General features: G+C 43.5%; 19 protein-coding genes, 2 tRNA genes and 2 pseudogenes. 10 read left to right on the forward strand and 13 right to left on the reverse strand.

Annotation, left to right across the window (positions count from 1 at the left end):
* Positions 1-218 precede the first annotated feature (218 nt).
* Positions 219-263, forward strand: a pseudogene (locus tag H6G97_RS56045) (hypothetical protein); the annotation flags it as partial.
* 215 nt (positions 264-478) lie between these two features.
* Here the strand turns inward: H6G97_RS56045 and H6G97_RS22300 are convergent.
* Both H6G97_RS22300 and H6G97_RS22305 read right to left on the reverse strand, forming a co-directional pair.
* Positions 479-2,206 carry a succinate dehydrogenase/fumarate reductase flavoprotein subunit gene (locus tag H6G97_RS22300; RefSeq protein WP_190942855.1) on the reverse strand — a complete coding sequence of 576 codons (1,728 nt, stop codon included), beginning with the start codon at positions 2,204-2,206 and terminating at the stop codon, positions 479-481.
* A gap of 224 nt (positions 2,207-2,430) precedes the next feature.
* Complete coding sequence (locus H6G97_RS22305) at positions 2,431-2,748, reverse strand: hypothetical protein (RefSeq protein WP_190942856.1); 318 nt, start codon at positions 2,746-2,748, stop codon at positions 2,431-2,433.
* Between the two features lie 706 nt (positions 2,749-3,454).
* Between H6G97_RS22305 and H6G97_RS22310 the strand changes: the two genes are divergently transcribed.
* A complete protein-coding gene (locus H6G97_RS22310) occupies positions 3,455-4,291 on the forward strand; it encodes a hypothetical protein (protein WP_190942857.1) in 837 nt (278 codons plus the stop codon).
* Between the two features lie 64 nt (positions 4,292-4,355).
* Here the strand turns inward: H6G97_RS22310 and H6G97_RS22315 are convergent, their stop codons facing one another.
* From H6G97_RS22315 to pds, 4 genes are all read right to left on the reverse strand, one after another.
* On the reverse strand, positions 4,356-5,675 hold the full coding sequence (locus tag H6G97_RS22315) for an ABC transporter substrate-binding protein (RefSeq protein ID WP_190942858.1): 1,320 nt from the start codon (positions 5,673-5,675) through the stop codon (positions 4,356-4,358).
* A 191-nt stretch (positions 5,676-5,866) separates the two neighbouring features.
* Positions 5,867-5,958: transfer RNA gene (locus H6G97_RS22320), tRNA-Ser, on the reverse strand.
* Between the two features lie 126 nt (positions 5,959-6,084).
* Positions 6,085-7,017, reverse strand: coding sequence for a 15-cis-phytoene synthase CrtB (crtB, locus tag H6G97_RS22325; RefSeq protein WP_190942859.1), 933 nt, complete (start codon positions 7,015-7,017; stop codon positions 6,085-6,087).
* A complete protein-coding gene (gene pds, locus H6G97_RS22330) occupies positions 7,001-8,440 on the reverse strand; it encodes a 15-cis-phytoene desaturase (protein ID WP_190942860.1) in 1,440 nt (479 codons plus the stop codon). Before pds ends, crtB begins: the two co-directional genes overlap by 17 nt.
* Before the next feature lie 445 nt (positions 8,441-8,885).
* On the opposite strand from pds, the gene H6G97_RS22335 reads away from it, so the two are divergent.
* The 3 genes and pseudogenes from H6G97_RS22335 to H6G97_RS22345 all read left to right on the forward strand — a co-directional run.
* Entirely contained in the window at positions 8,886-9,986 is a 1,101-nt protein-coding gene (locus tag H6G97_RS22335; protein ID WP_190942861.1) for a glycoside hydrolase family 3 N-terminal domain-containing protein, read from the forward strand.
* A gap of 543 nt (positions 9,987-10,529) precedes the next feature.
* Positions 10,530-12,110: a group II intron reverse transcriptase/maturase gene (locus H6G97_RS22340; RefSeq protein ID WP_190942862.1), complete on the forward strand. Its 1,581-nt coding sequence runs from the start codon at positions 10,530-10,532 to the stop codon at positions 12,108-12,110.
* Between the two features lie 374 nt (positions 12,111-12,484).
* Positions 12,485-13,191 (forward strand): annotated as a pseudogene (locus tag H6G97_RS22345) (polysaccharide deacetylase family protein); the annotation flags it as partial.
* Positions 13,192-13,225: 34 nt separating this feature from the next.
* Here the strand turns inward: H6G97_RS22345 and H6G97_RS22350 are convergent.
* The 3 genes from H6G97_RS22350 to H6G97_RS22360 all read right to left on the reverse strand — a co-directional run bounded on the left by H6G97_RS22350 (position 13,226) and on the right by H6G97_RS22360 (position 14,495).
* Positions 13,226-13,618 (reverse strand): alr0857 family protein, encoded by a 393-nt coding sequence (locus H6G97_RS22350; RefSeq protein ID WP_190942863.1) that lies wholly within the window; start codon positions 13,616-13,618, stop codon positions 13,226-13,228.
* A gap of 16 nt (positions 13,619-13,634) precedes the next feature.
* Positions 13,635-14,141 carry an HNH endonuclease gene (locus tag H6G97_RS22355; protein ID WP_190942889.1) on the reverse strand — a complete coding sequence of 169 codons (507 nt, stop codon included), beginning with the start codon at positions 14,139-14,141 and terminating at the stop codon, positions 13,635-13,637.
* A 114-nt stretch (positions 14,142-14,255) separates the two neighbouring features.
* Positions 14,256-14,495 (reverse strand): hypothetical protein, encoded by a 240-nt coding sequence (locus tag H6G97_RS22360; RefSeq protein WP_410174674.1) that lies wholly within the window; start codon positions 14,493-14,495, stop codon positions 14,256-14,258.
* A gap of 83 nt (positions 14,496-14,578) precedes the next feature.
* Between H6G97_RS22360 and H6G97_RS22365 the strand changes: the two genes are divergently transcribed.
* The 3 genes from H6G97_RS22365 to H6G97_RS22375 all read left to right on the forward strand — a co-directional run bounded on the left by H6G97_RS22365 (position 14,579) and on the right by H6G97_RS22375 (position 18,223).
* Positions 14,579-14,914 carry a ribbon-helix-helix domain-containing protein gene (locus H6G97_RS22365; RefSeq protein ID WP_012409307.1) on the forward strand — a complete coding sequence of 112 codons (336 nt, stop codon included), beginning with the start codon at positions 14,579-14,581 and terminating at the stop codon, positions 14,912-14,914.
* A 688-nt stretch (positions 14,915-15,602) separates the two neighbouring features.
* Positions 15,603-17,627 (forward strand): sensor histidine kinase, encoded by a 2,025-nt coding sequence (locus H6G97_RS22370; RefSeq protein ID WP_242055096.1) that lies wholly within the window; start codon positions 15,603-15,605, stop codon positions 17,625-17,627.
* 8 nt (positions 17,628-17,635) lie between these two features.
* Entirely contained in the window at positions 17,636-18,223 is a 588-nt protein-coding gene (locus tag H6G97_RS22375; protein WP_190942866.1) for an SRPBCC family protein, read from the forward strand.
* An 88-nt stretch (positions 18,224-18,311) separates the two neighbouring features.
* Here the strand turns inward: H6G97_RS22375 and H6G97_RS22380 are convergent.
* Positions 18,312-18,384 (reverse strand) — tRNA-Glu (locus H6G97_RS22380).
* 326 nt (positions 18,385-18,710) lie between these two features.
* Between H6G97_RS22380 and H6G97_RS22385 the strand changes: the two genes are divergently transcribed.
* Positions 18,711-20,630, forward strand: a complete 1,920-nt coding sequence (locus H6G97_RS22385; protein WP_190942867.1) for a cation:proton antiporter — start codon at positions 18,711-18,713, stop codon at positions 20,628-20,630.
* A 47-nt stretch (positions 20,631-20,677) separates the two neighbouring features.
* Here the strand turns inward: H6G97_RS22385 and H6G97_RS22390 are convergent, their stop codons facing one another.
* Both H6G97_RS22390 and H6G97_RS22395 read right to left on the reverse strand, forming a co-directional pair.
* Complete coding sequence (locus H6G97_RS22390; protein ID WP_190942868.1) at positions 20,678-21,310, reverse strand: cytochrome b N-terminal domain-containing protein; 633 nt, start codon at positions 21,308-21,310, stop codon at positions 20,678-20,680.
* A gap of 91 nt (positions 21,311-21,401) precedes the next feature.
* Positions 21,402-22,097, reverse strand: a complete 696-nt coding sequence (locus H6G97_RS22395) for an esterase/lipase family protein (protein ID WP_190942869.1) — start codon at positions 22,095-22,097, stop codon at positions 21,402-21,404.
* A gap of 617 nt (positions 22,098-22,714) precedes the next feature.
* On the opposite strand from H6G97_RS22395, the gene H6G97_RS22400 reads away from it, so the two are divergent.
* Complete coding sequence (locus H6G97_RS22400; RefSeq protein ID WP_190942870.1) at positions 22,715-24,319, forward strand: hypothetical protein; 1,605 nt, start codon at positions 22,715-22,717, stop codon at positions 24,317-24,319.
* Positions 24,320-24,383: 64 nt separating this feature from the next.
* Here H6G97_RS22400 and petJ read toward each other — a convergent pair whose 3' ends face one another.
* Positions 24,384-24,728, reverse strand: coding sequence for a cytochrome c6 PetJ (gene petJ / locus H6G97_RS22405; protein ID WP_190942871.1), 345 nt, complete (start codon positions 24,726-24,728; stop codon positions 24,384-24,386).
* Between the last annotated feature and the right edge of the window lie 42 nt (positions 24,729-24,770).

The raw sequence follows: 24,770 nt of genomic DNA on the forward strand, positions 1-24,770 counted from the left end.
CATCGAAGCAAAACACCCATTGGCATTCAGGTACTGTGGCGAGGCTGGTTAAAATTGCATGACCTCTGTGAAGGTTGGCAGCTTGCAAAAGAGACTTAACGGGAAAAGTCAGATCGCTCAATATATATATTTATATTAGATGGACAAAATGAAGAAATAGAGCTAGAAACTACACCAGATAGTAGTATGCAACCATAAATAAGGTAAACTATGCAGCAATGAGCGACCAAGAGCTAAAGAGTTACTTTCTCACCAACAAGGATAATAAGGAAGCCTTTTATGCTTACATGGATAGACGAAAATCTCGTCATCGTGATGCTGCAATACAATTTAGATGATCCGGCTTGGGAAGAAAAAATAATTGCTGTGATTCAGAAACAATTAGGTTCTAATTGATAACTTAATCATTTCATATTCTTAATCGAGGTGGATAAAATTTTTTTAATCACCTCGATTTCTCACATAAATTTACCTTTGGCTAATACTTCCGCTCTTTTGGCTCAAACATGGTAATCGCCACCGGTCGGTATTGAATATCAATTCCAGCTGGTGAATAGTAAGCCATTGTGTGTTTGAGGAAGTTGCTATCATCTCGCTCAGAATAATCTTCGCGGAAATGAGCGCCACGACTTTCTTGGCGATTTAGGGCTGATGCCAAAATAGTCTGCCCTACTACCATCAAACTTCGCAATTCTAAGGCTTCTACGAGTTCCGTATTCCAGCAACTACCTTTGTCATCTAAATAAATTTGCGGGTATTTTTGTTGTATTTCTTCTAGTTTCTGCAAACCTTCAGTCATTAATGCCTGAGTGCGAAAAACACCACAGTACTCAGTCATACAATCCTGAAAAGCTTCACGGACTTGGTTAATCCGGTACTGTCCTGGTTGTTCTAACAAAGTTTGAATTTGTTGCTGGGCTTCTGTTACATACCGTTGCTCATCTACAGAGGGTAACTTACGTTTTTGCACAAATTTTGCGATCGCAGCCCCAGTTCTCTTGCCATAAACGACACATTCCAGCAGAGAATTACTCCCCAAACGATTAGCACCATGTACGGAAACACAAGATGTTTCACCCGCGGCAAAGAAAGCATCAACTAAACCATCACCACTACTGCGAACTTGCCCATCGGTGTTAACTGGGATACCACCCATACAATAGTGAATTGTCGGGCGGACTGGCATAGGTTGAGTTACTGCGTCAACGCCTACTAAGCGATGGGCTTCTTCCCAGCAGAAGGGAACGCGACTCATAATTTTTTCTTTACCCAGATGGCGTAGATCCAGATAGACAAAGGGGCCACCAGCACTTCCATTGAGATGAATACCACGTCCAGCGCGAATTTCGTAAGCGATCGCTCGTGAGGTAATATCACGAGGAGCCAGTTCCATCCGACTAGGGGCATAATTCGCCATAAAGCGATCACCTTCACTATTAATTAGATACGCCCCTTCCCCCCGTACTGCTTCCGAAATCAGCACCCCTACTGGATATAAACCAGTGGGATGAAATTGCACAAATTCCATATCTTCCAGGGGCAAACCTGCGATCGCAGTCATTGCTAAACCATCACCAGAAGAAGCGTAATCATTAGAGGTAGTGTTATAAACACGACCATAGCCCCCTGTGGCAAACATCACTGCCTTAGCCCGCACCACCTCGATATGCCCATCCAAAAGATGGAACATGACCACACCCTTCGCCTCATTTTCTTCCAAAATGAGACGCATCACATACCATTCTTCATAAACTTGCACCCCATAACGCCGCAAATTGTTAACCAATTCGTGCAGAATCGCGTGACCGGTTTTGTCAGCGGCGTAGCAAGTGCGATTGTGAGAATGTCCGCCGAAAGCCCGTTGAGCAATGCGACCATCGGATAAACGAGAGAATAATACGCCCATGTGTTCCAAGTCAATTACCACACCTGGCGCTTCTTGGGTGAGAATTGCTACGGCATCTTGGTCTGCCAAGTAATCAGAACCCTTGACAGTATCAAAAGCATGTGCTTCCCAACTATCTTCGGAATCAACATTTTTCAGCGACGCAGCCATACCACCTTGAGCCGCAACTGAGTGCGATCGAATTGGGTGAGTTTTGGCAACCACAGCAATATTTAAACTAGGGTCAATACGGGCAATTTCTACAGCAGCGCGACATCCTGCCAATCCACCCCCGACAATAATCACATCATGTTCCAGCATATTTAGTCCCCGACTGCAAACCCCTGCTGTTCTATTGTAGAGACGGGATTAATCAGGTAGTGCGTTGCAGCAGTAGCATCTTTCCAAAAAAATTCCCTGCCTATAAATGACAGGGATATAACTACAAATTTTGGAGTTAGGAGTGAAAAATTAAAAATGAAGAATTATTGGGACAGATAGAGTGACTCATAACTCCTAACTCCTAACTCTTAACTCCTAACTCTTTAGCTACTTGCTTCTACAGGTTGTTGCTGAGACACATTACCTGGCATGGGTTCCATTTTGGTTCCCGGGCCTACAGGAGTGACTTCAATATGATTTAACAAGGTAGTGACAAACGCAAACAACAAGAAAGGTAGTGATAGCAGAACGACAAGACCCGCTGTTGCTAAAGCATACACAGGTCGCTTGGCACCCATCAACGCTAAGGCTGATGCCAAACTTAGGGTAATTGTAATTAACCAAACAATTATTTGTCCGTAGATATCACCGAAAGTCAGGGTACAGACAAACCGATACTTTTGAATATTATTTCCGCTCATCACATTTGCCTCAAGTCTCTCCTAATAGGTTCTACGTTAGAACTATGTTTGTCTTGTAGACAATTTCTAAATATTTTTGCAAGCTTTGTAATATTGCTTCACAATCAACTTTTATTGTTACAAAGCCCAATTTTTAGTAAAGAGTGGTCTAAATAAACCAATCATCCCCTATGAGAAGCCTTTCTATTTTAGCCATCTAAGCATTAAAGTGCTTATTACAAAGTCCCTTAACCTGTAATAATGCCTTTTACAGACTATAAGTCAAGGCAAACACAAAGATTAAGAAAGCTTGGTATTGATGTGGACAATCCTGATAGCCTCCTCAATAAATAGACTCTTCACTTAAAGCCAAAAGTCTATTTGTCATCTATCAAATTCCAGATATTTAGGATATGATACTTAATTTTTTAACCGTAAATATTCAATAGATAAATCCAGCAAAATCAGGATGCAAAACCGATTTTTTGATGTTAAATTTTGAATATTGCCCAAATTTGTTGACTTACAGCAGAATTCAGAATTAAGGAGCAAAGCCGGAGATGCCCCGCCTCCGGTCAGAATGGGCTATGCCCCGTTGCGCTAACAGAAAGAAAACAGGCTTTATACCTGGCTTTCAGACTTAGCTCGTGTACTTCACAAACTTGAAATTCGCTGTAAATCAACAAAAAACTTTATTTTTCGTGGCAAGATTGTCTTAGGAGTGAATGTGAATACTATTTTTCTTCGTAAAGGTGTTTTTTGCTTGCCAGGTATAGCTGCTCTTACATTCTTGAGTAGCGGTTTATCTGCAACTGCTCAGACAGTAGACAAGGTAAGCAGTCAGCCATTAACCGAGCCTTCGGCAACCGTAGCGTCTCCCAAAGAGTTTAGTACAGAACTAGACACTACAAAGCAAAATCTCTCTACACAAACAACTGAAACATTTACAGTTACAAGTTTAACTAAAGCACAACAGTTGCCCAACACGGCTATACAGGAAAACATTGGCGTAACACCTGTTCCGGGCACAGTGGCAACCTCATCTGCAACGCTCACCTCTGAGTTTATACAACCGACTTCTCAAACAACTGTTCAACCATCTGATAGCAAAGTGGCGCAATCGGATATTGATTTAGGGACAACTACCCGCGGTGGCAGCAGCTATCTTGGCATTGCTGCTAATATTGGTTTGAGCGGTGGTGACACGTCTTTAGGCGACGGTAACTTCGCGGTAGTCAGCAAAATCGGACTGACAAATTCTATATCTGTGCGACCCTCAGCCGTATTTGGGGACAACACCACAGTTCTACTTCCTATCACCTACGATTTTACGTTTCAGCCAGCAGATCCTTTTAGCGAACCGTTAGCGATCGCACCTTATGTCGGAGTGGGTGCAGCTTACAAAACTGGCGATGATTCGCAATTTGCCTTTTTGGCATCTGCTGGCATTGATGTGCCGCTAACTTCTCAATTTACTGCAACGGCTGCTGTAAATGCCGGATTTTTTGATGAAACTGATATAGGCTTGTTGTTAGGAGTTGGTTACAACTTCAATGGGCTTTAAAAGTTAGGAAGTTAGAAGTTATGAGTTATTAATATTTGACTCATAACTCCTAACTCTTAAGTTTTTACTTGGGGCTAACTTTGTCAATTACCTTAATTTGGCCATCGTCTCCTACCGTCCAGACATCGTAAACACCAACGACATCACCGTTAGCATCAACATCAACATTGCCGCTAGCTCCTTGGTAGTTAATTTTTTGACCATTTTTAAGCAACTTCAGTCCCTCGCAGACATCAGTAACTTCTGTGCCAGTCCCATTGGAAACTTCACGGATTTTACTGGCTATGCCAACGCCTGTATTTTCCTTAGCAGCTTGTGCTGCCAATGTCAACAAAGCAGCCGCATCCCAAGCTTGAGGAGCGTATTCCCCTGGCGCACCACCCTTTTTATCCTTCCACAATTTATTGAAAGCTTCTAGTGCTTTACCGTTGGAACCGGGTACTGTACCGATCGCTCCAGTTAAAATAAATTTATCACCATCTTTGCCAACTTGTTCTGGGAAAGTAGGTGATTTAACTCCATCTGTCAGTAAAATTTGCACTCCCTTCGTCACACCTTGCTGATAGGCGGCTTTCAGGAACAGACTGCCAGTTTCTGCATATAGTACAGCTAGCACTGCATCTGGTTTACCAGCAAAAGCAGCAGCCGCTTCTGTATCAAATGTCTGGGCTTTTGGGTCGTAGCGGACAGGCTTATCTTTATTGACGATGGTGCCACCCAATTTTTCAAAAGTTTGCACAAATGCTTTTTCAAAGCCTACGCCATAGTCATTATTAATCACGACTGTAGAAACTCGCTGGAAACCTTTTTTTCTGGCAAGTTGGGCTAAAGCTAGTGCTTGGTAGGTATCCGGGGGAGCAGTCCGCGCCCAAAATCCTTTATAGTCGCCTTTTTGGGCCTTTTCAGTAAACACGGGACTGGTACTACCAGGAGAAACCAGCATGACTTTATTCGGCGTGGCGATGGAGACTGCTGCACTAGAAACACTACTGGCAAAGGAGCCAACTACACCTGCTACTTTATCTAAAGTTGCTAGCTTCGTCATACCGGCTGCACCAGCTCTGGGGTCGGTTTGGTCGTCTACTTGCACCAAGGTAACAGGTTCACCATTGACTCCTCCACAAGCGTTGACTGTATCGACTAGTAAAGGGACGGAACCTAGCATCTGTTGTCCTACAGAAGCCAAGTCGCCTGTTGTCGGTAGCAATGAACCAATTTTTAGCCCTTTAGTATTGCTTGTGATAGTTGAGTTTGCTGCTGGGGTAGCGGTACTTGCGTTGTTAGCTGTGCCATTAGGCGTACTGCTATCACCACAAGCCCCAACTAGAAACCCAGTTGCTAGGGTAGCTATACTTAAAGTTAAGGCAGCACTAATTTTTTTCATAAATCACTTATACTCCTCAGATATTAAGGAGACTAAAAGTTAAGAGTCAAACTAGGTTTGCAACTTAGCTGGATCTTATCAAGACTCCAAAGGATAAATCATATCATCCATCTTTGGGAGTAGAAGTGTTTACCCCTACATTGGTATTTATTTTAAACACGGGTTTATTCCGTGTCTCAAAAGCTGGAAAACGGAGAGGGAGGGATTCGAACCCTCGGTACGGAGTTGCCTGCCGTACAACAGATTAGCAATCTGCCGCTTTCGACCACTCAGCCACCTCTCCTGACTCACGAATATCAATGTTACCAGACTTGCTCTTATGAGTCAATAGTCATTTGTCATTTGTCATTGGTTATTAGTCATTTATAACAGACTAAGGACTAGGGACTAGGGACAAATGACTAATTTCTCAAAGGACTTGCGATCGCATCCAAGCTAAGGGCAATGTGCGTAACTTTTTCCACTGGGGAACATAAGCTCGCTGACTGAATACATCGTAATCGTTGCGTTCAATCACCTCTAAAATCTGTCCGTACAGCATTGATGCTGCCCATACAGGCCAACGGGCATCAGATGCTAAATAAGTAATTCCCTGGTCGGATGTGGTGTAAAATTGGCGGGCGCGGTCAATTTGAAAGCGCATCAATGCCCGCCAACGCTCATCTACCACACCTTTGAAGAAGTCTTGCTCGGTATAGTTGAATTTTGCCAAGTCCTCAAGGGGAATGTAGATCCGCCCCCGTTTAGCATCTTCTCCCACATCCCGCAGGATGTTGGTGAGTTGATTGGCAATTCCCAGAGCGATCGCTTCTTCTATGGGAACATAAGGTTGTTTGTTCTGTTGCCACGGAGCGGTGTATATGGTGCTATCCACACCCATAATTGCTGTTGACATTAAGCCAACAGTGCCAGCAACACGGTAACAGTAGAGGTATAAGTCCTCAAAGGTTTCATAACGACTACGATATAAGTCCATGCGCTGACCGGCAATCATATCCCGAAAGGGCTGAATGTCCATCGGAAAGCGCTGGAGGGTATCAACTAAAGCTACATCGTAATTTTCTAATGGGTGTCCCGCAAAAATCGATTCCAGCTGCTGTTCCCATAGGTCTAGGGTTTCTGGCGTGGTAATAGCAGATGCGGGCCCATCTACCAATTCATCTGTACGGCGACACCAAGCGTAAATTGACCAAATAGATTGACGTTTTACCGGACTCATAAGCAAAGTACCCAGGTAAAAAGTCTTGGCATACTTTGCTGTGAGATGTCGGCAAAGTTTGTATGACTCGTCTACAGAGACCAGCGTTTTCATGCGCGGGGGGGAATCAGGCAGTTGCAGCATTCGTTGCGGGCGGTCGGGTGAGCGTTTGCAGGTTTGAGGAGTTTGCTACCGGGAGAGCCTCAGAAATTGCCTGCGCTGTCAGCTTACCAGAAAGTACGGCACCTTCCATACTGCCTAAGTAGCGTTGCATGGTATAACTTCCGGCGAGATAGAAGTTGGCAATGGGCGTAACTTGTGCGGGACGGTACTGTTGACGACCTGGGGTCGCTTTGTAAACTGAACGCGGCGTTTTCACCACATGAGATTTCAGCAATGTTGCTGGATTGTCTCCCCCAAAGTGATCGGGGAAAAGTTTTTCCAATTCAGCAAGCGTTGCAGCTACAATCTCCTCATCAGATTTGGCAATCCAATCTTTTGCCGGAGCTAGAACTAATTCCAGCATTGAGCGATTGGGGTTGGCGTATTCACGGCAGGTATTGCTCATATCAGCATAAACGCTTAGGAGGGGCGATCGCGAAAAAAGCAAGTGATCAATTTCTGTAAGTTTCCGGTCAAACCACAGATGCAGGTTAATCACTGGTACTCCTTCCAAACCTTCTAGCTTCTTGAAAAACTCCATAAGCTTCCAAGGTTGAGGCAACATGACCTTCAAGGGGTCAACCGACATGGCAGATACATACGAATCTGCTGTGATAACTTCATCTTCTGCCCCATTTAAGCCTCGAATCAAGTATCCTTTTACAGTGCCATCGGCATTGAGCAAAATCTCTTTCAAGGGGGCATTCAAACGTACTTCTCCACCGCGTTCTGTGATGTAATCTACGATTGGGCTACATAGACGTTCTGTAGGAGAACCATCCAAAAATGCAATCTTGGAGCCATATCGTTCTTGCAGAAAGCGATTGAGTGCAGTTAGGAGAATTGTTGACGAAACTTCATCAGGATTGATAAAGGTGAGCGCTTTACACGCGGCGATAAAAACGTCACTAGTTACCCGCTCGTCAACACCTTGCCTTTCCAACCACTCTAAGAAGCTGTATTTGTCCATTTCTTCAACATACTTTTGACCCCGAACCACTGCTGGAAGTAGGCCAACTGCAAATCGAATCTTCTGCTCCCAAGTCAACATATCTTTGTTGCGAAGAATCGATGCAATCACGTTGAAAGGAGATGGAATATCTGGAACATCAAAACGTGAGAGTGTTCCAGGCTTGTCTGGTTGATTAAAAATTAACGTATGCTCTTTCCACTGGAGTCTGTCTTCAATGCCCAACTCCTTGAGCATTTGGAGCATATTAGGATATGCCCCAAAGAAGGCGTGTAACCCGGTTTCGTACCAGTCGCCGTCAGAGTCTTTCCACGCCGCAACAAGACCACCCAATACGTCCCGGCTTTCCAAGACAATGGGAGTGTGACCTGCGTCCGTGAGATATTTCGCGCAGGAAAGTCCTGCTAAACCAGCACCCGCGATCGCTACTCGCATTTAACCCTAATGCCCTTCAATATTTCTTAATGGTTTTGTCGATTCTCATTATACGTTGCAATCCGTTACATTTGGCAGCTATTGTGCGATCGCTTCCCTAAAAAACTTTTGCCAAAGGGAATTTTACCTACACACACCTGCCCAAGCAAATTGTCAATACCATTGTTGGCAATAGGTTTGGGCGAGCATTTTGTCTATCTTTACACACAGAAGATTTATCAAAACAAAAGTATTTCCTTTGACTGAAAATAAGCTAATCCCAAATGTTGTCTGAAAGTAGTTGATTTATTTGGTAGTTCGTGTATTTGTTCTGAAGAAATATGTGGAGTATTGCCTAAAAACTACTTGGGAAACTTCCGCTGACCATAAAGGTGTACGATAAAAGTTTATGTCCTCTAGGTTGAACAACCCAGTTGTTTACCGCACAACTTATAGGTAAAAGATTATGGGTGTATCGCAGGAGCTAAAGCGCTTTGGACATCACCTGATTTTAGGTATTTCCGGCACTAAATTAAGCGATGACGATAAACGTGCACTCAATGAATTGAAACCGATTGGGGTAATATTTTTCGCTAAAAACTTTTTGGATGGTACCCCATATCAGGTTTGGCTGGAAAGTTTCAAGGATTTAAACAGGCAGATACAAGAATATACTGAACGTGATTCAATGTTCATGACTCTAGATCATGAAGGAGGCCGTGTAATTCGTACACCACTGCCAATTACCCGCTTTCCTCATGGGTTATTGTTGCGATCGCACGCATCAGAAGTAGCAAAAGCCACAGCTGTAGAACTAAAATCACTGGGTATTAACTTATCTTGGGCACCTGTAGCAGATATTTTTTCCCATCCCAATAACCCTGTAATTGGCCCTCGCGCCTTTGGTCGCACACCCGAAACTGCTGCTCAAGGTGTCCGTGACTATTACCTTGGACTTCGAGATTCAGGAATTTTGGGATGCGCCAAACATTTCCCCGGACATGGAGACACGAGCAAAGACTCTCACATTGAGCTACCAATACTGAATTTAACTTTAGAAGACCTGCGACTTCGAGAACTTATACCCTTCAGAGCTTTAATCAAAGTGCAGATTCCTTTGATCATGACTGCCCATATATTATTTCCCACAATAGATGCCCAAGTGCCAGCAACGCTTTCCCAGCCTATCCTCAAAACCATACTTAGAGAGGAACTTGGCTTTGAGGGAGTGGTTGTATCTGACGACTTGGATATGAAAGCTATCTCAGATATGTTTGTGAAAGCTGGTACTGTGGCACGGTCATTTCATGCAGGCTGTGACTTGTTTATTGTTTCGCGCAATATCAACTCATCATCTATAGAAAGAACTTATCAGATTGCCGAAGATTTTGTCGATTCTCTGACCAAAGGTAGCTTAAACGAATCAGTAGTAGAGGCAGCCAGGGAAAGAATTGAGAAACTACTGGCGGTAACACCGCAATATCCCATATATGCTCTGGATAAAGATATATTTTTGCAACATGCTCAACTAGCGATCGCTAGTTCCTATTCATGTGCGATTCGTTGATTAGTGAATCACGGTAAAAAGTCCGTACATAACTAATCCAGCCCGACAGCAGATTACTGTCACTAAAGGCTGAACTCCCGGTCAGATGTAGGTGAAAGCCCTACCATTCAGACTCAGAACTGATTCCTTATCTGCCCACACCGAACAAGCTCGGTTCTTGTAGAGTGAAGCTCTTAACTGGGCGCAATCAGACGACCGTTGCGGGTTGACACTGGCGCTAACAGGGAGTTCCTATGATGAAATAGGGTCTACAAAAGCAACCTAGAAATAAACAGGGCGCAACACTAAAACCCCTGATTTTACTGGAACTTATTCCCGCCGCAAAGTATGGATGTTAGCGGTAAGAGTCCTGGGAATCCAGTGGTTGAATTGACCACACCTAATGGAACAATCAATCTACCGAGGGAACGAATAAAAACGAGTTGTGGGTCAAGGGGCTGTCGAACCCCAAGTAGCCCAGACGAGCGGAGGAATCCCCACAATTCGGGTAGGACAGACCGTAATTGGTCTGAGGTGTTCAGAATACACAAACCAGAGAAGAGTATGATTAGGCACAGTTACAAAACTAGTGAATCATGGGTAGCGTTACCTTGGAAGAAATTCCGCCGTAACCTATTCCGCCTCCAAAAGCGAGTGTACAAAGCTGTTCAAGTTGGCGACAAGCGGAAAGCGCGGTCACTCCAAAAGCTTATTCTAAAATCCACCTCGGCTCGATTTCTTGCAATTAGACTTGTATCTCAGCTAAACGCTGGTAAAAAGACGGCTGGTATTGATGGTAAGAAATCCCTCTCATTTGAAGAACGCTTCAACCTTGAAGAATTACTAAAAATGAACAGTGGAAATTGGAAGCATCAAGGCTTACGAGAAATCCCCATTCCTAAGAAGGACGGGACTACCAGAATGCTTAAAATACCGACCATCGCAGATAGAGCTTGGCAATGCCTAGCAAAATATGCACTTGAACCAGCACACGAAGCCACTTTCCACGCTAGTAGTTACGGGTTTAGAACTGGGCGCTCTGCCCATGATGCACAAATGTACATCTTTGACAACCTACGCTCACAAAGTAACGGAATAGATAAAAGAGTTATAGAACTCGATATTGAAAAATGCTTCGATAGGATTAATCACTCAGCAATAATGGACGAACTCATCTCCCCCAAAGGCTTAAAACTCGGAATATTCCGATGCCTCAAGGCAGGAGTTAACCCAGAATTCCCCGAACAGGGTACACCCCAAGGGGGAGTAGTTAGCCCACTACTAGCAAATATCGCGCTCAACGGAATCGAAGATATCCACAAATATCATCGAGACTATAAAAGGGGAAGGAGAATTACACGCAATACTTCAGAAAAGCATATCGCCAAGCCATCAATCCGTTACGCGGATGATATGGTCATTGTACTCCGACCCGAAGATGATGCGATAGAGATACTTGAAAGAATCAGCGAGTTTCTCCGCAAACGCGGAATGAATGTAAGCCAAAAGAAAACCAAAGTTACCGCCGCGACAGATGGGTTTGATTTCCTCGGCTGGCACTTCAAAGTACAGAAAAACGGAAAATTTAGAAGCACTCCCTCAGTGGACAACTTCAAAGCATTCCGTAAGAAAGTAAAACACATCGTCAACAACTCGAATTATGGGGCTACCACAAAAGCTGAGAAATTAGCTCCGGTAGTAAGAGGTTGGAGAAACTACCATAAGTTCTGCAAGATGGACGGGTCAAGAAACTCGTTATACCACATCCAAAAAAGAGCTTATATGGTATTCAACAAGGAAGCCAAGAAAAATCGCTACTCTAGCAAGAAATTAGTAGACAAAGCATTTCCGAAGGTTTCCTTCTCCGAAAGTAACCACGTCATGGTCAAAGGAATTAAATCCCCTTATGACGGAAATACAGCCTACTGGAGCGAACGTAACAGTAAACTCTATGACGGTGAAACCTCTAAAGCTCTTAAGAAGCAAAACCATAGATGTGCCTCCTGCGGTCTAAAATTCATCGATGAGGAACGGGTTCACCTGCATCACATCGATGGAAATCACGCCAACTGGAAGAAAAATAATCTGGAAGCAATTCATGAGAGTTGTCACGATTACAAACACATGAGCAAAAGCGAAAGCTGAGAACATCGGAAGCTGGGTGCGGTGAAAATCGCACGCCCAGATTTAACTGAGAGGTGCGGGGAATAATATCCCCCATCGACTCAACCAATGGGTGGTATAGGGGTCGAACCTATTTCTGCGAGTTAAGAGCTATTTGCACAGCCGTTATGCCAACCACTCTGGTTATTTTCAATAAAAAATGGGCAAGTGCGATCGTCTATTGACATCGCAAGTGTTGTAATACCAACACTAAATATAAATCCACCAGGGAGGTACTGCCCCTCCTATTTCTGTGTTATCAGCACAGCGCCTTGCTTTTCGGCTTCAGGTGGAAAAAGAGGAAGATGGAGAAATCGTAGCTTGCTTCCCGTTCGCGGAGCGTCCCGAAGGGAAGGGTACCTGGAATCTTCGCCTTTAAAGTTTATAAGCTGCAACCCAGCAACAACGAAAAGGTTATTGCTCTCAGTATTGATGATGGCCCGTGGCCAAAGACAACCCTAGAAATGCTAGATATCCTCAAGCAAAATGATGTTAAAGCGACATTCTTTTGGGTAGGACAAGCCTTACAAGCAAATCCCGATCTAGCCAAGCGTGAGGTAGCTGAGGGACACGCCATTGGCAACCATACTTGGCATCATTGGTATCGGCGAATGGATGAAGCCACAGCCAAGAGTGAAATTGATCACACAGCTGATTTGATATACAAAACTACAGGAGTGAAAACTGCTTTGTTTCGTCCTCCTGGAGGCTTTTTAAACAACGGACTAGCCGCTTACGCTAAAAGCCAGAAAAATGCTGTAATTATGTGGTCGCTAACTTCAGCTGATACCGATCCTCACGCCAAACCGCAGGCATTTGTAAATAATGTCCTGAAAGGCGCGAAACCAGGTTCTATTGTTTTGATCCATGACGGTGGTGGCGATGTCTGGCGACAAGCCGCTGACGCTCCTTCTCTGCGAGACGCTACGCGAACGTCGCTACTGCTTCGCTAATGCGTCTACGCCAAAGAATTATACAAGCATTGCCACAAATCATCAGCAGACTCAAACAGCAAGGCTACCGATTTGTGACAATTCCTGAACTGCTGCAAATGGGGCAATAAAGGGTGAGAAATTCTACTCACCCTACTATTTCATTTATTCGCTCATGACAGAAGCACTAATTTCTTGAGCTTCTTGCCAAAGTTTGTGCAAAAAGAACTCAGCACGATCGCTCATAGTGGTGAAAAACACACCTACAGCATCCTTAGAACTATCTAATAGCCAAGAACCCCGCAGGGTGACTTCCATATATTCAGCATCGCAGGCAGAGAGGGCAATAATTTCTCTGTCATCTCTTTTTACCTCAGCCTTAAGCACTTCTACTCCTGGCAAATCAACAGGAAGCAAAAAGGAAGCGGTACTGGGTTCAATGCATAAACTTTGCCCAACTCGCAGGGCTAAAATCACTCGCTGCGCTACCCATTCTTCTAGCGACAAAGTGAGACATTCCAAATAAAAACTGCTTTCAGTGTAAGTTAATTTCAGCATTCCTTATGCTCTCCTGTTATTCCAGGCTTCCTTGCATATTTATCCAAAACTGTTCGGCAAAAGAAATCGCGGGGTGCATTGGTGCTTTGGGTTTAGTACGCAGTTGCATACCAGCCTCAAACAAGGTGCAATTGCCTTCACGGGAGTTACATCTTTCACAAGCTGCGACTACGTTATCCCAAGTGTGAGAACCGCCTTTAGAACGCGGCATCACATGATCTAGCGTTAGATGTTTGCCGCTACCGCAATATTGGCAAGTGTAATGATCTCGTCGCAACACTTCTCGCCGATTCACTGGCGAAACTTTCCACATCCGCTCATTAGAAGTAATTGTCAAACGAATGTGCTTTGGTACATCAATTACCAATCTGGGTGAGTGTATTCGCCATCCGCCTTCTGTGGTAAAATCCAGCGGTTGGGCTTTGTTGGTTACTAACAGCACAATTGCCCGCTTGATATTGACCTGGCACAGTGGCAAGTAATTTTGAGAAAACACCACCACAGATTGCTCTAACACTTGCATTGCGTTCGCGCCGCGCATGGAAGATATCGTCACAGCTTAACTCCTTATAAAAAAACCCCCGCTTCAAGTTTTTGGTGAAGCGGGGGTTAGAATTGACCGGAAAATTTTCTGGTCTTATATCGGTACAGTATTTCTTTGTCTGTACCCCCCGCTTGGTTTATCTAGTTCTGGCTTTGCAATTAGCGCACTAATGCTGAGATATTTATATTCATCATTACCTTCTGTGATTTGCCCATGATTCCGGCTACCATCGCCCATAAATAAATACTCCACTTCCATCGCAGCTGATTCCCAACGGGTTCGGCAATTGGTAGCGTACAAAATTGAAGTAGAGATGGGGTAAATGGATTTCACAGAAAATTTCACCTATTGAATATCGCTTTAAACATACTACACTTGTATTACTATCTTGTCTATACCTCTAAGGAGAAAAAGTGATGCATACGATCGCCCGCACCCCAACCACCGATATGGAAGTTACCAGCATCCGCCTTGAGCGGGAACTCAAAGATAAACTCAAAGAAATAGCTGGGAATCAGGGATATCAAGCTTTAATCCGAGATATCCTTTGGAATTATGTCCAGCAAAAATCAGGTGAATGGAAGCCTCGATTTTCGCGAGCCGACATTCGAGCTAGCATCGCTGCCACAGCTCAACAAGAAGAACGCTGTGTGCTCACAGGTCAACTAATTCAACCTCAAGAACCAATGTTGTTAGGACTGACGAGGAATGGCGATATGGTTCCTCTAAGTGTCGAGAGCTTGGCTGGATAGTCTTATATTCAGACGAATGTAGCCCATTATTAATTAACGCAATGTGCAACTTATTCTTAGAACCCCCCTGCCATTCCTCTTCCCCAGTACGAGAGGCTTTGATTCTTGTTCCCCAACGCTAGTAGGGAAGGGGTTGGGGGTTAGGTTTGAGAGAAAGTTGCACACGGCGTTAATTAGGACTTACGCAAAGCTAAACGCGCTCTGGGGCAATTTATGAATTGCCCCTACTTTTATTGGTATTTTACCGAGAGTTACTGAGATAAAGGAGTAGCTACTTAAACCTACTAGCTCATTTTAAAAATGTAATAAAATTTTATAAAGTGAGTTAAGTAATTTTACGTGAAATGAAGGGAAATTCTGCAGTAATTCCAGAGAAATTACGGTTTATATACACTTACAGACAGGATAAGGTTAGTAAATTATTTCAACATAGAGCAGTAAAAAATAGTCTAACTGAAGTATTTATAGGATATCTTAAATATTCTATTTACTTATGTAATCATGTAGCAATTTGCTTGATATGTAGAAATTCGGCCATCTGAGATAGAAAAGGGCTATAACAGGTGAGAGAAAGTATTCGCACAAAATTTGTCCATTATCAGGGTGTAGCAACACAACTAACGGTGAAGAATATGCCAAAAGGTTGGGTGCAAAAACAATGGGGTTATTATCCGAGGGCGTGCCAAAAATGAAAAAACCTTTATCATCGCCGCCACATTACGTAGGTGACAGAGATCGACTAAAACCTTACCAAGTCAAGCTGATGCAGCATCAGGAAGAACGTGCCCGCCAGTTGCAGTTGGTACAAGAGATTAACCAAATCATTGCCAATAGCTCGGCTACGGCGTTGATGCTGCAAGATATTGCCCAATTGCTAGGAGTTGCTTTTCATGTAGATTGCTGCTGCTTGGTTTCAGTAGCAAGTGAGACATCTAAGGAAGCAACTACTACTAATTGGTGTGCTAATGAGTATTTAGGGTTGCCACACCCGGAAGAGATGTTTTCGATGGAACAATTGCTTATGCACTCGCCAGTGCTGCAATGTGCTTCTCAACAATTGACTATTGAAGACATTTCCATCATTCAGAACAGTCTGGTAGTTGGGTGTCAATATTTGCCACTACCGATAAAAGCTGTTTTGGCAATTCCCACCCGGTTTGGTGGCAAGAATAATGGAGTGATTAATCTGATTAAATTCCAACCTTATGAATGGAGTGAATCAGAAAAACAATTGCTCAAAGAAGTGGAGTCGGCTTGCGCGATCGCTTTTTCTGGAGTGGCACAAGCTCAACTCATTGCTCATCAACAGCAGTATGTGCAAAAGAGCAACCAGCATCAAAGCTTGATCAAGCAATTAACTATATTAAATCGCAGCAACTTGGAGCTTAATCAAATGCTCCAGTTAGTTGTCGCCTCGACTGCTGAATCTCTTCAGGCAGATCGTGGTTTGCTTATACTACTGAAATATACAGATCCACTATTTAGGACTCAAGCTAAAAAACAAATACCCAAAGCGAAAGCTACCGTGATTGGTGAATGGGCTAGGGAAACACCAAATTCCGGCACTAGTGAACTAGACACCTTAGCTGAGTCTTTCTTGATTTCGGACTGTGGTTTATGCCAGCGTGCCTTTATAGATTCTGGAAAAGCAGTAATTTTCGATGACTATATAGACCAAAACGATACTCTAAGAGCTGCTCGATTATTTGCCATAGATAAATTGCCTGCCGTACTTTTAGTGCCCTTAGAAAGCCAAGGTAAAATCTTAGGATTCTTGGTGCTACAGCAATCTGTGATTCGCAGTTGGCAACCAGCAGAATTAAATCTTGTGGAAATGGTTTGCGCTCAAGCGAGTAATGCCATAATTCAGTCACAGACATTGCGCCAAGTGCAAACTTTGGTAGATGAACGGACAGCGAAACTCCAGAGTAGTCTGGAACTCCAAGCGAAATTGCATGAAAGAACACGGCAGTATGTTGAGCAACTGCGGAAACTTAACGAACTCAAAGATGAATTTTTGAGTAACATGAGCGATCGCTTGCGCTATCCTCTGACAAATATGCTGATGTCAATTCGGAACTTACGTTTGCCAGGAATCGCGCCAGAGCGTCAGGCTCGATACATGGATATCCTAGAGCAGGAATGTACAAAAGAAATTAACTTGATTAATGACTTGTTGACACTCCAGAAACTAGAGTCGCCTCACGAAGCCCCGCAATTAGAATCTATAGATTTAAATACTAGAATCCAAAATATAGCGGCATCTTTCGAGAAAAAACTCGCAGAGAAAGGATTAAAGATTTCTGTAGATTTACCAGAAGAATCATTAAAACTGCAAACTGAACTGGAGAGTTTTGACCGCATCCTGCAAGAGTTGTTAACAAATGCCTGTAAATACTCAGAGCATAATACCATTGTCCACCTTGAAGCCTCTCACCAAGTTGATAAACAAATTGATCAAGTTATCATGAAGGTGACGAATACAGGACATGCTATCTCTGAAGAAGAAGCGACCTACATCTTTGACAAGTTCCGTCGGGGAAAAGGGCGTTGGACTCCAGGGACTGGCTTGGGGCTTGCCTTAGTCAAGTCTTTAGTGCAGCATCTGAATGGAGCGATCGCTGTTGAAAGCCTCCCAATCTTGGATTCTGAACAGAGCGAAATTTGCTTCACCCTGACTCTGCCCCAATTTTCTGACGAAAGCAAACCATAATTCTGAAAGTGACTAAAAAACAGAACACAACAGAGAACCCTGATTTGCAGTCTCCAATTGATAACATCAACCTAGAAGGGGATTTGCCTGTTAAGGTAGAAGTTCAAATTGAGAAAATCGCAGAGCGACAGCGGCAAATTAGTGCTAAAGTCCAAATTCCTCAACCCGTGGAACAAATCTGGAAGGTTCTGACAGACTATGAAGCCTTGCCTGATTTTCTTCCCAACCTCGCTAAAAGTCGTCTAATCAAGCATCCCAATGGTGGAATTAGGCTGGAGCAAGTAGGCTCCCAGCGCCTACTGAATTTCAATTTTTCTGCGCGGGTGGTTCTGGATTTAGAAGAATGCTTCCCCAAAGAAATTAATTTCTGCATGGTAGAGGGAGATTTTAAAGGCTTTTCTGGTAGCTGGTGCTTAGAGCCTTATTCTCTCGGTGAGTTTGTCGGAACAAATCTGTGCTATACAATTCAAATTTGGCCTAAACTCACTATGCCTGTGGGAATCATTGAAAATCGCCTGAGTAAAGATTTGCGGTTAAATCTTGCGGCTATTCACCAACGTGTAGAAGAACTAGCCAGCAAAGAACCCTCTGTATAGTTAAACCATCATTCAGGTTGATTCCTGAATGATGGTTTTGATTCGCAAACTGGAAACAAAAAAGCTTTTACTTTTTATTGTTTTTAAGTACCCCCAGGGGAATTCGAATCCCCGTTACCTCCGTGAAAGGGAGGTGTCCTAGGCCTCTAGACGATGGGGGCATCGGACTCAGACCTTTTATAAGTTAACCAATTTCCTGGCAGTTGTCAACAGGTTTTGCAAAAAAAAGTTTGTGGCGGCTAAACTGGGTGGAGGCAAAAGCTTGAAGAGGATACAAAAACATGAAGACAAACAAAAAAGTTCAAAGATGCTTCTGTGAGAAGCCGCAGGGTGTATCAACGGCAGGCGCTGGGAATTTAGGAGAACGCCCGGATAGCAAAAACGCTAAATTCAGTAATGGACAAAGGGTATGATGTTGTACCGTGTAAAGTTAATATCTACGGTTTTTTACAAAAGATTTTGAAATAAATCGCTCAAAATCTACAACATGGAAGCATCTTTTGAAATTACCATACAGATGGCGATCGCTGTCTTTGCTGGCATTAGCGCCCAAGTGCTAGCTGCATACCTTCGTGTCCCCAGCATCGTCTTGTTATTGCTGTTGGGCATTCTGTTTGGCTCTGATGGTATAGGGCTATTGCATCCCCATTCGCTAGGCGCTGGACTAGAAGTTATTGTCGCCCTTGCCACGGCAATAATTTTGTTTGAAGGCGGACTTAACTTGGATTTACGAGAGTTAGGCAGAGTTTCAGTCAGCCTGCAATTGCTGGTCACTCAAGGAACGCTGATCACCTTGCTAGGTGGGAGCATGGCAGCCCATTGGCTGGGCGAATTTCCTTGGAACATAGCTTTTCTCTATGCTTCCATAATTGTGGTGACAGGCCCAACCGTCGTTGGCCCTTTGCTGAAACAAATCAATGTAGATCGGCAAGTGGCAACACTTTTGGAAGGGGAGGGGGTTTTAATTGACCCTGTAGGGGCTATCCTCGCCTTCGTTGTCCTCGATACGATTTTGAACGGCGATGCTGACCCCATCAATGCGATCATTGGTTTACTGATGCGCCTGGGTGTTGGCGCGGCAATTGGTGGCGCTGGCGGTTATCTGATGAGTTTGATTTTCAAACGCGCTAGTTTTCTGTCATTTGAGCTAAAGAACTTAGTAGTATTGGCGATACTTTGGAGCCTGTTTACTTTATCGCAAATGATCCGCAGTGAATCGGGAGTAATGACAACAGTAGTTGCAGGGGCAGTATTTGCGAACTCCTCAGTCCCCGAAGAACGTCTGTTACGAAGCTTTAAGGGTCAACTGACAATCCTCAGCGTCTCGGTGCTATTTATCTTATTAGCTGCTGATTTATCTATTGCCAGTGTGTTTGCTTTGGGTTGGGGTAGTTTATTCACCGTTTTGGTACTAATGTTTGTCGTTCGCCCGATTAATATCCTCTTGTGTACCTGGAATAGTGACCTAAACTGGCGACAAAAAGTATTTTTAAGCTGGGTTGCTCCGAGAGGAATTGTTGCCGCCTCTGTCGCTTCTTTTTTTGCGATTTCGCTGACACAGCGCGGCATTAACGGCGGCGATTCTATCAAAGCTCTAGTATTCCTGACAATTATCATGACTGTTGTCTGCCAAGGGCTAACAGCTGGTTGGGTTGCTCAATGGCTACAAATCACTTCCAAAGATGCAACTGGGGCAGTTATTGTGGGTTGTAATCCCTTGAGTCTTTTGATTGCTCGATTCTTTCAAGAACGGGGAGAAAATGTCGTGATGATTGATACTGACCCCCAATATCTTGTCCAAGCCGAGGCACAAAATCTCCGGGTGATTGTCAGCAGTGCGTTGGATGCTGCTGTTTTGGAAGAGGCAGGACTTGCCTCTGTGGGTACTTTTTTGGCTATGACAAGTAACGGGGAAGTGAATTTTGTTTTGGCTCAACGAGCAGCTGAGGAGTTTAATCCGCCTCGCGTTTTAGCTGTTTTCCCCCGCGATCCACAAACAAATATTTCGATTAGTAATAAAGTTAATCAAGCTTTTATTCCAGACTTAGCGATTAAAACTTGGAATGAGTATTTGAATAATGGGCGAGTGAAGTTGGGAACAACCACACTTGATGAGTTGGAATTTTCCACTCAATGCGATCGCATCCAAGAAAAGATTCGGACTGGATTTTTGATACCCTTATTGCTAGAACGAGAAGAACGCTTACAGGTAATGCCAGCTAACCAAGATTGGGAAATTGGCGATCGCATTATTTACCTGTTGCATGACCCCAGACCTAGCCTTTTAAAACGTTTATCTGGTGCCACCCAATCCACTCCCCTCTCCTTAGAAAAGTTACCGGAGGTTGAAGACTTATCTCTGGCCCAATTATCTCAACTTTCTCCTAGTGAGGTTCCTAGGGGATGAGGAGATTGGGGATTGGGGACACAATAGTAACTGCTGTACAGAGGCGATTAATTGACTCTCTCCTGTACAGAGGCAATTAATTGCCTCTCTCCTAATTCCCCTTGCGATTCTTGCCAGAGTAAAGCAGACAAATGTACTACAGCAAGAATTAGCGTCGTTACGGAAATTAGATAACTGTGTATTGTGTAAAGGTGTTCGACGGTAATTGTGTTAATGGCTCCACCGCCAGTCAGGATGTCGCGCAGTTGCCCACCAATTAAAGGAATAGCTTCGATGGTTCCTAGCTCAATGCTAAAACGCCAATATCCTTCCTGAGTCCAATCTAAAATCATTGCTGTCCAATTCAGCCCAATTGCACTTAGGGTCAACAAAATCACGCTAATCCAAGCAGCCAGCCAACTCTTGCGAAATTGCCGACCTAAAAACATCACCACAATTTGAATTAGAGCGATCGCAATTATGGCGTTACCAGCAATATCGTGCGCTCTTAAAAACAACCAGCCGTATGGCAGTTGTGTATTAATCATCTTTAAGGAATTGTAAGCTCCGCCTGCTGTTGGTTCATAGTAAAAAGCAAGCAAAACTCCGGTAGATACATAAATTAAACACAGAGTCAGAATCACGACTGATAATATCGTCGCTATTCGTCGCAAAATCTTATCGAACTGGGTGCTTTGCATGGCTCACCCCTCCTGTTCTTAACTAAGTATTTATTACTATTACGATTTTAGCTAAGAAATATTAATAAATGTTGTATTAAGATAAAGTTTTTTAAATCAAATATTGCACCCAAGCTTTTAAGGGTTCTGGTGAGCCATACCAAATTCCCGGACTTCTCGGAGAATGCCTCACACCTTGAATCACCAGATTTTCTGCCCCCTCTAAATGAGCAGCTTCAATGGGTGTGATTCCATCTCCCCAAGTGTTACCCTTACCACAGGTTAATTGGTAACTATTGTAAGCTAACCAACTACCAGGCCGCCTTTCTCCAAAGATAGTTTTGCCAGCTACACAAACGTAACGAACGTTTTTATAAAAAGCTCCTGGGTAGTTGTTGGTAACAAAATTTAAATTAGAGCGTGTCCAGCGTTCTTGGCTAATATGGGGTGTGCCCAAAGTTATGAAAGTAGCAACTAGGGGATGCCCTTCCCAGAGAAACGGTTTGACATTACCGCCTGCCAAATAGGGCTTTTCTCCCATGTAAATGCGGGATATCCAACCTCCGGCTGAGTGACCAATCAAGTTAATTTGAGTAGTATTATATTGACGCAATATATACTTGATCGTCTGATCGAGTTGTTGCAAAATCGATGTAACGGGTCTTCTTCCAATAGTGGGGAGCCAGTCACGCCGTCGTAGTGGGACTGTAACTGTGGGAAAATCTAACTGCTGTAGGGATTGTTCTAGTTGGCGGTAAGCGATCGCACTTTCTAGATATCCAGGCAAAATAACTATTGGTAACGGCATTTTAAATTTTGGCTGCAATGATTCAGGGTTTGAACTTTTTTGAAGCAGAAGTAGTCAGATTCGGAAGCTAGAATTACGATTGTATTATCGACTCCTTTTATCAGAACTCAAATAGCTTTGGTGGAGTTTAGGGCGAGAATTTCAATAGTAATTGTACAATTTGCAACAGTTTTAAGGGCTGCTGATGTGGTAGTATTTTCACATAGGGTCTATCCTGGTAACAATCAAGTGTGCCATCTGCTACAAAAGCTCAGTTGACTGAAAAACAATAGAAAAACAAGGCAACTTCCGCAGATGTTGGGATGTACTGAGATTTGGGTGTTCACTTAAACTTTATAAATATCCCAGATATTAATTTTAATTGTGTGCGTCATAAGAATCAAAAATCAAAAACAGTAATTTTTCAAATTTCTCTTTAGCAAGCTCAAATTTGAAGATATGAAACACCGTTATTGATCAATTAGAAACTTAAATAAATGGCAACTTTGGCGTTTTGATTGCCAGTAGAGGAACTTATTATTTCCTCGGAGGAACGCATCTCTTGCCAGATATTGCAATATATTCGGAAAGAGAAAATCCCTAGTCAACTGCAACTGAGTGAGTGAACGATAACAGCTATGTCTTACGTCTCCCTGCTGAAAAATATACCAGAAATCTTAAGCCAACCAATTGGGATAGCAGCTATAGCTTCCCTTGGCATTCACGGTGCGATCGCGATGATTGTGCCATTGATGCCTGTGGATTCTAACAAGCCCAAAGAAACAGCATCATCTAAAACAGTCGGACTTTTGGAATTGAGCCAAGCCGACCAAAACCGTTTACCACAAACCACGCCCCAAATTGGTTTACAACAACTTCCTCCAATAGCCCCACTTTCTACTCCAAACTTTAGCACCCAAGCTGGATTATCACCATTAGCACCACCGCCATCCAGCCAGTTGGTACTACCTCCGCTGCCCCCATCATCAAATAACTATCGGGTTTCCTCCTTGCCTCCAAGGCAGTCTTTGCGGATGATTCCTAGTAATAATTTGCGGTTTGACGCGTCTAAATTTGACAATTCTAAATTTAATACCAGCCCGAAATTTTCTCCTTCAATTTCCCCTGTAAATAACACTGCCAGCAAATACGAGCCACCTAAGCCTTTGGATGTAAATAGGTTGCCAGAATTGCAGTCGCAGAAAATACCTGATGAGATTCTGCAAAATGCCCAATCTCCCAACTTATCTGACACTGCTCCCATTGCAACAGCGCAGGTAAATACAACTTCACAAATGACGCAACCGATTAATGATGCGTTTAGAATTCCTCAAAACCAGTTGATAAGTTCTTTAAAACAAGCTCCAAGAAGTGGGGATACTTTAATTGGAACTAGGGCAAGCACATCCCAGATAGGCGATTTATCGGCGAGGGGAACTCAACAGGCAATGTCTAACGACAAGCCGCAAAGCGTCTACACACAGCTTGACTCCTACGCCAACCTGAGAAAAAAAGTCCAGCAAGAATACCCTGACGCGGAACAAAAACCAGTCATCCGTCAAACATTACCCACGGATAAGCCGAATCTTCAAGGTGCTGTTTTGGGTGTATTAGTGGTAGATCCTGATGGTAAGGTCTTAGATATTAAGTTTCAAGACAAGCTAGTCTCACCGGAATTGCAATCACAAGCAAGAGAATATTTCAACAAGCAATCCCCCAAGGGAGATAAACAGATTAGTTCCTATCCATTTAATCTCCTTTTCCAAAACAACGGTAGCAATAGTACAGCTACCACCCAAGAGCAAAAGCCCTCGTTATTATCTGCACCGGGAACAAATAACAATCAGCTTATCCCCTCACCAGCAGCATTACCTGATTTGCGAATCAGAAATAACCAGCCTACGTCTTCACCCGCAGGTACTCTCAAACCATTATCTGAACTGCGAATCAAAAATAACCAGCCTACGTCTTCACCGACAGGTACTCTTAAACCATTATCTATACCGGGAGTCAATAGCAATCAACCTATCCCCTCACCAGCAGTTACTTCTAAACCATTCTCTGAATTGCAAATCAGAAATAGCCAGCCCACACCTTCATCGGCAGCTACTACTTCCGAACCGTTATTGCTGCCCAGAGTGAATAAGAGTCAGCCTACACCCTCTGCTGAATCTGATCAAAAATTAGTAGAACGGTTGCGTGAAGTGAAGGAAAACAGAGAAAAGTCTAATCTAGAGAAATAATCACCAGTGGGTGATTTTGGATTAATAAATAAAAAGTAGGGTAGCACATCTGTGCTACCCTACTTTACCAACCATGTTCTGCATTCTGAAAAACATAAGCAGCGACCTCCAAAATCTCCTCAGGGCTTAACTTGCCTTTAAAGGCAGGCATGGCATTTTTGCCATTTTGCACTTGATGGATAATTGCCTGGATTGAGTCGCTATCATAATTTTCTAGGTACTTTGACAATGCTTCCTTTTTCAAGGTTTTCTGGCTAATCAGGATGTTGCCGCCACCTATATGGCAAGAGGCACAGTTAGCCTCGAAAATTTTAGCACCGTTGGATGTTTCGGCAGCTAGTGCTGGACTAATGAATGCCAATTTGAATAGAGCGATCGCCGACAGTAGGATTAATAAAAGTATTCTCAAAAGAATTTCCTCGCAACAAGCCTCCAGCAAGAGTATAAACGC

The sequence above is a fragment of the Nostoc flagelliforme FACHB-838 genome, from assembly GCF_014698065.1.
Classification (GTDB): Bacteria; Cyanobacteriota; Cyanobacteriia; order Cyanobacteriales; family Nostocaceae; genus Nostoc; species Nostoc flagelliforme_B.

Coding starts and splice junctions, on each gene's coding strand:
- H6G97_RS22300 (WP_190942855.1), bottom strand. CDS start 2,206: ATGCTGGAACATGATGTGATTATTGTCGGGGGTGGATTGGCAGGATGT.
- H6G97_RS22305 (WP_190942856.1), bottom strand. CDS start 2,748: ATGAGCGGAAATAATATTCAAAAGTATCGGTTTGTCTGTACCCTGACT.
- H6G97_RS22315 (WP_190942858.1), bottom strand. CDS start 5,675: ATGAAAAAAATTAGTGCTGCCTTAACTTTAAGTATAGCTACCCTAGCA.
- crtB (WP_190942859.1), bottom strand. CDS start 7,017: ATGCTGCAACTGCCTGATTCCCCCCCGCGCATGAAAACGCTGGTCTCT.
- pds (WP_190942860.1), bottom strand. CDS start 8,440: ATGCGAGTAGCGATCGCGGGTGCTGGTTTAGCAGGACTTTCCTGCGCG.
- H6G97_RS22335 (WP_190942861.1), top strand. CDS start 8,886: ATGGGTGTATCGCAGGAGCTAAAGCGCTTTGGACATCACCTGATTTTA.
- H6G97_RS22340 (WP_190942862.1), top strand. CDS start 10,530: ATGATTAGGCACAGTTACAAAACTAGTGAATCATGGGTAGCGTTACCT.
- H6G97_RS22350 (WP_190942863.1), bottom strand. CDS start 13,618: ATGCTGAAATTAACTTACACTGAAAGCAGTTTTTATTTGGAATGTCTC.
- H6G97_RS22355 (WP_190942889.1), bottom strand. CDS start 14,141: ATGCAAGTGTTAGAGCAATCTGTGGTGGTGTTTTCTCAAAATTACTTG.
- H6G97_RS22365 (WP_012409307.1), top strand. CDS start 14,579: ATGCATACGATCGCCCGCACCCCAACCACCGATATGGAAGTTACCAGC.
- H6G97_RS22370 (WP_242055096.1), top strand. CDS start 15,603: ATGAAAAAACCTTTATCATCGCCGCCACATTACGTAGGTGACAGAGAT.
- H6G97_RS22385 (WP_190942867.1), top strand. CDS start 18,711: ATGGAAGCATCTTTTGAAATTACCATACAGATGGCGATCGCTGTCTTT.
- H6G97_RS22390 (WP_190942868.1), bottom strand. CDS start 21,310: ATGCAAAGCACCCAGTTCGATAAGATTTTGCGACGAATAGCGACGATA.
- H6G97_RS22395 (WP_190942869.1), bottom strand. CDS start 22,097: ATGCCGTTACCAATAGTTATTTTGCCTGGATATCTAGAAAGTGCGATC.
- H6G97_RS22400 (WP_190942870.1), top strand. CDS start 22,715: ATGTCTTACGTCTCCCTGCTGAAAAATATACCAGAAATCTTAAGCCAA.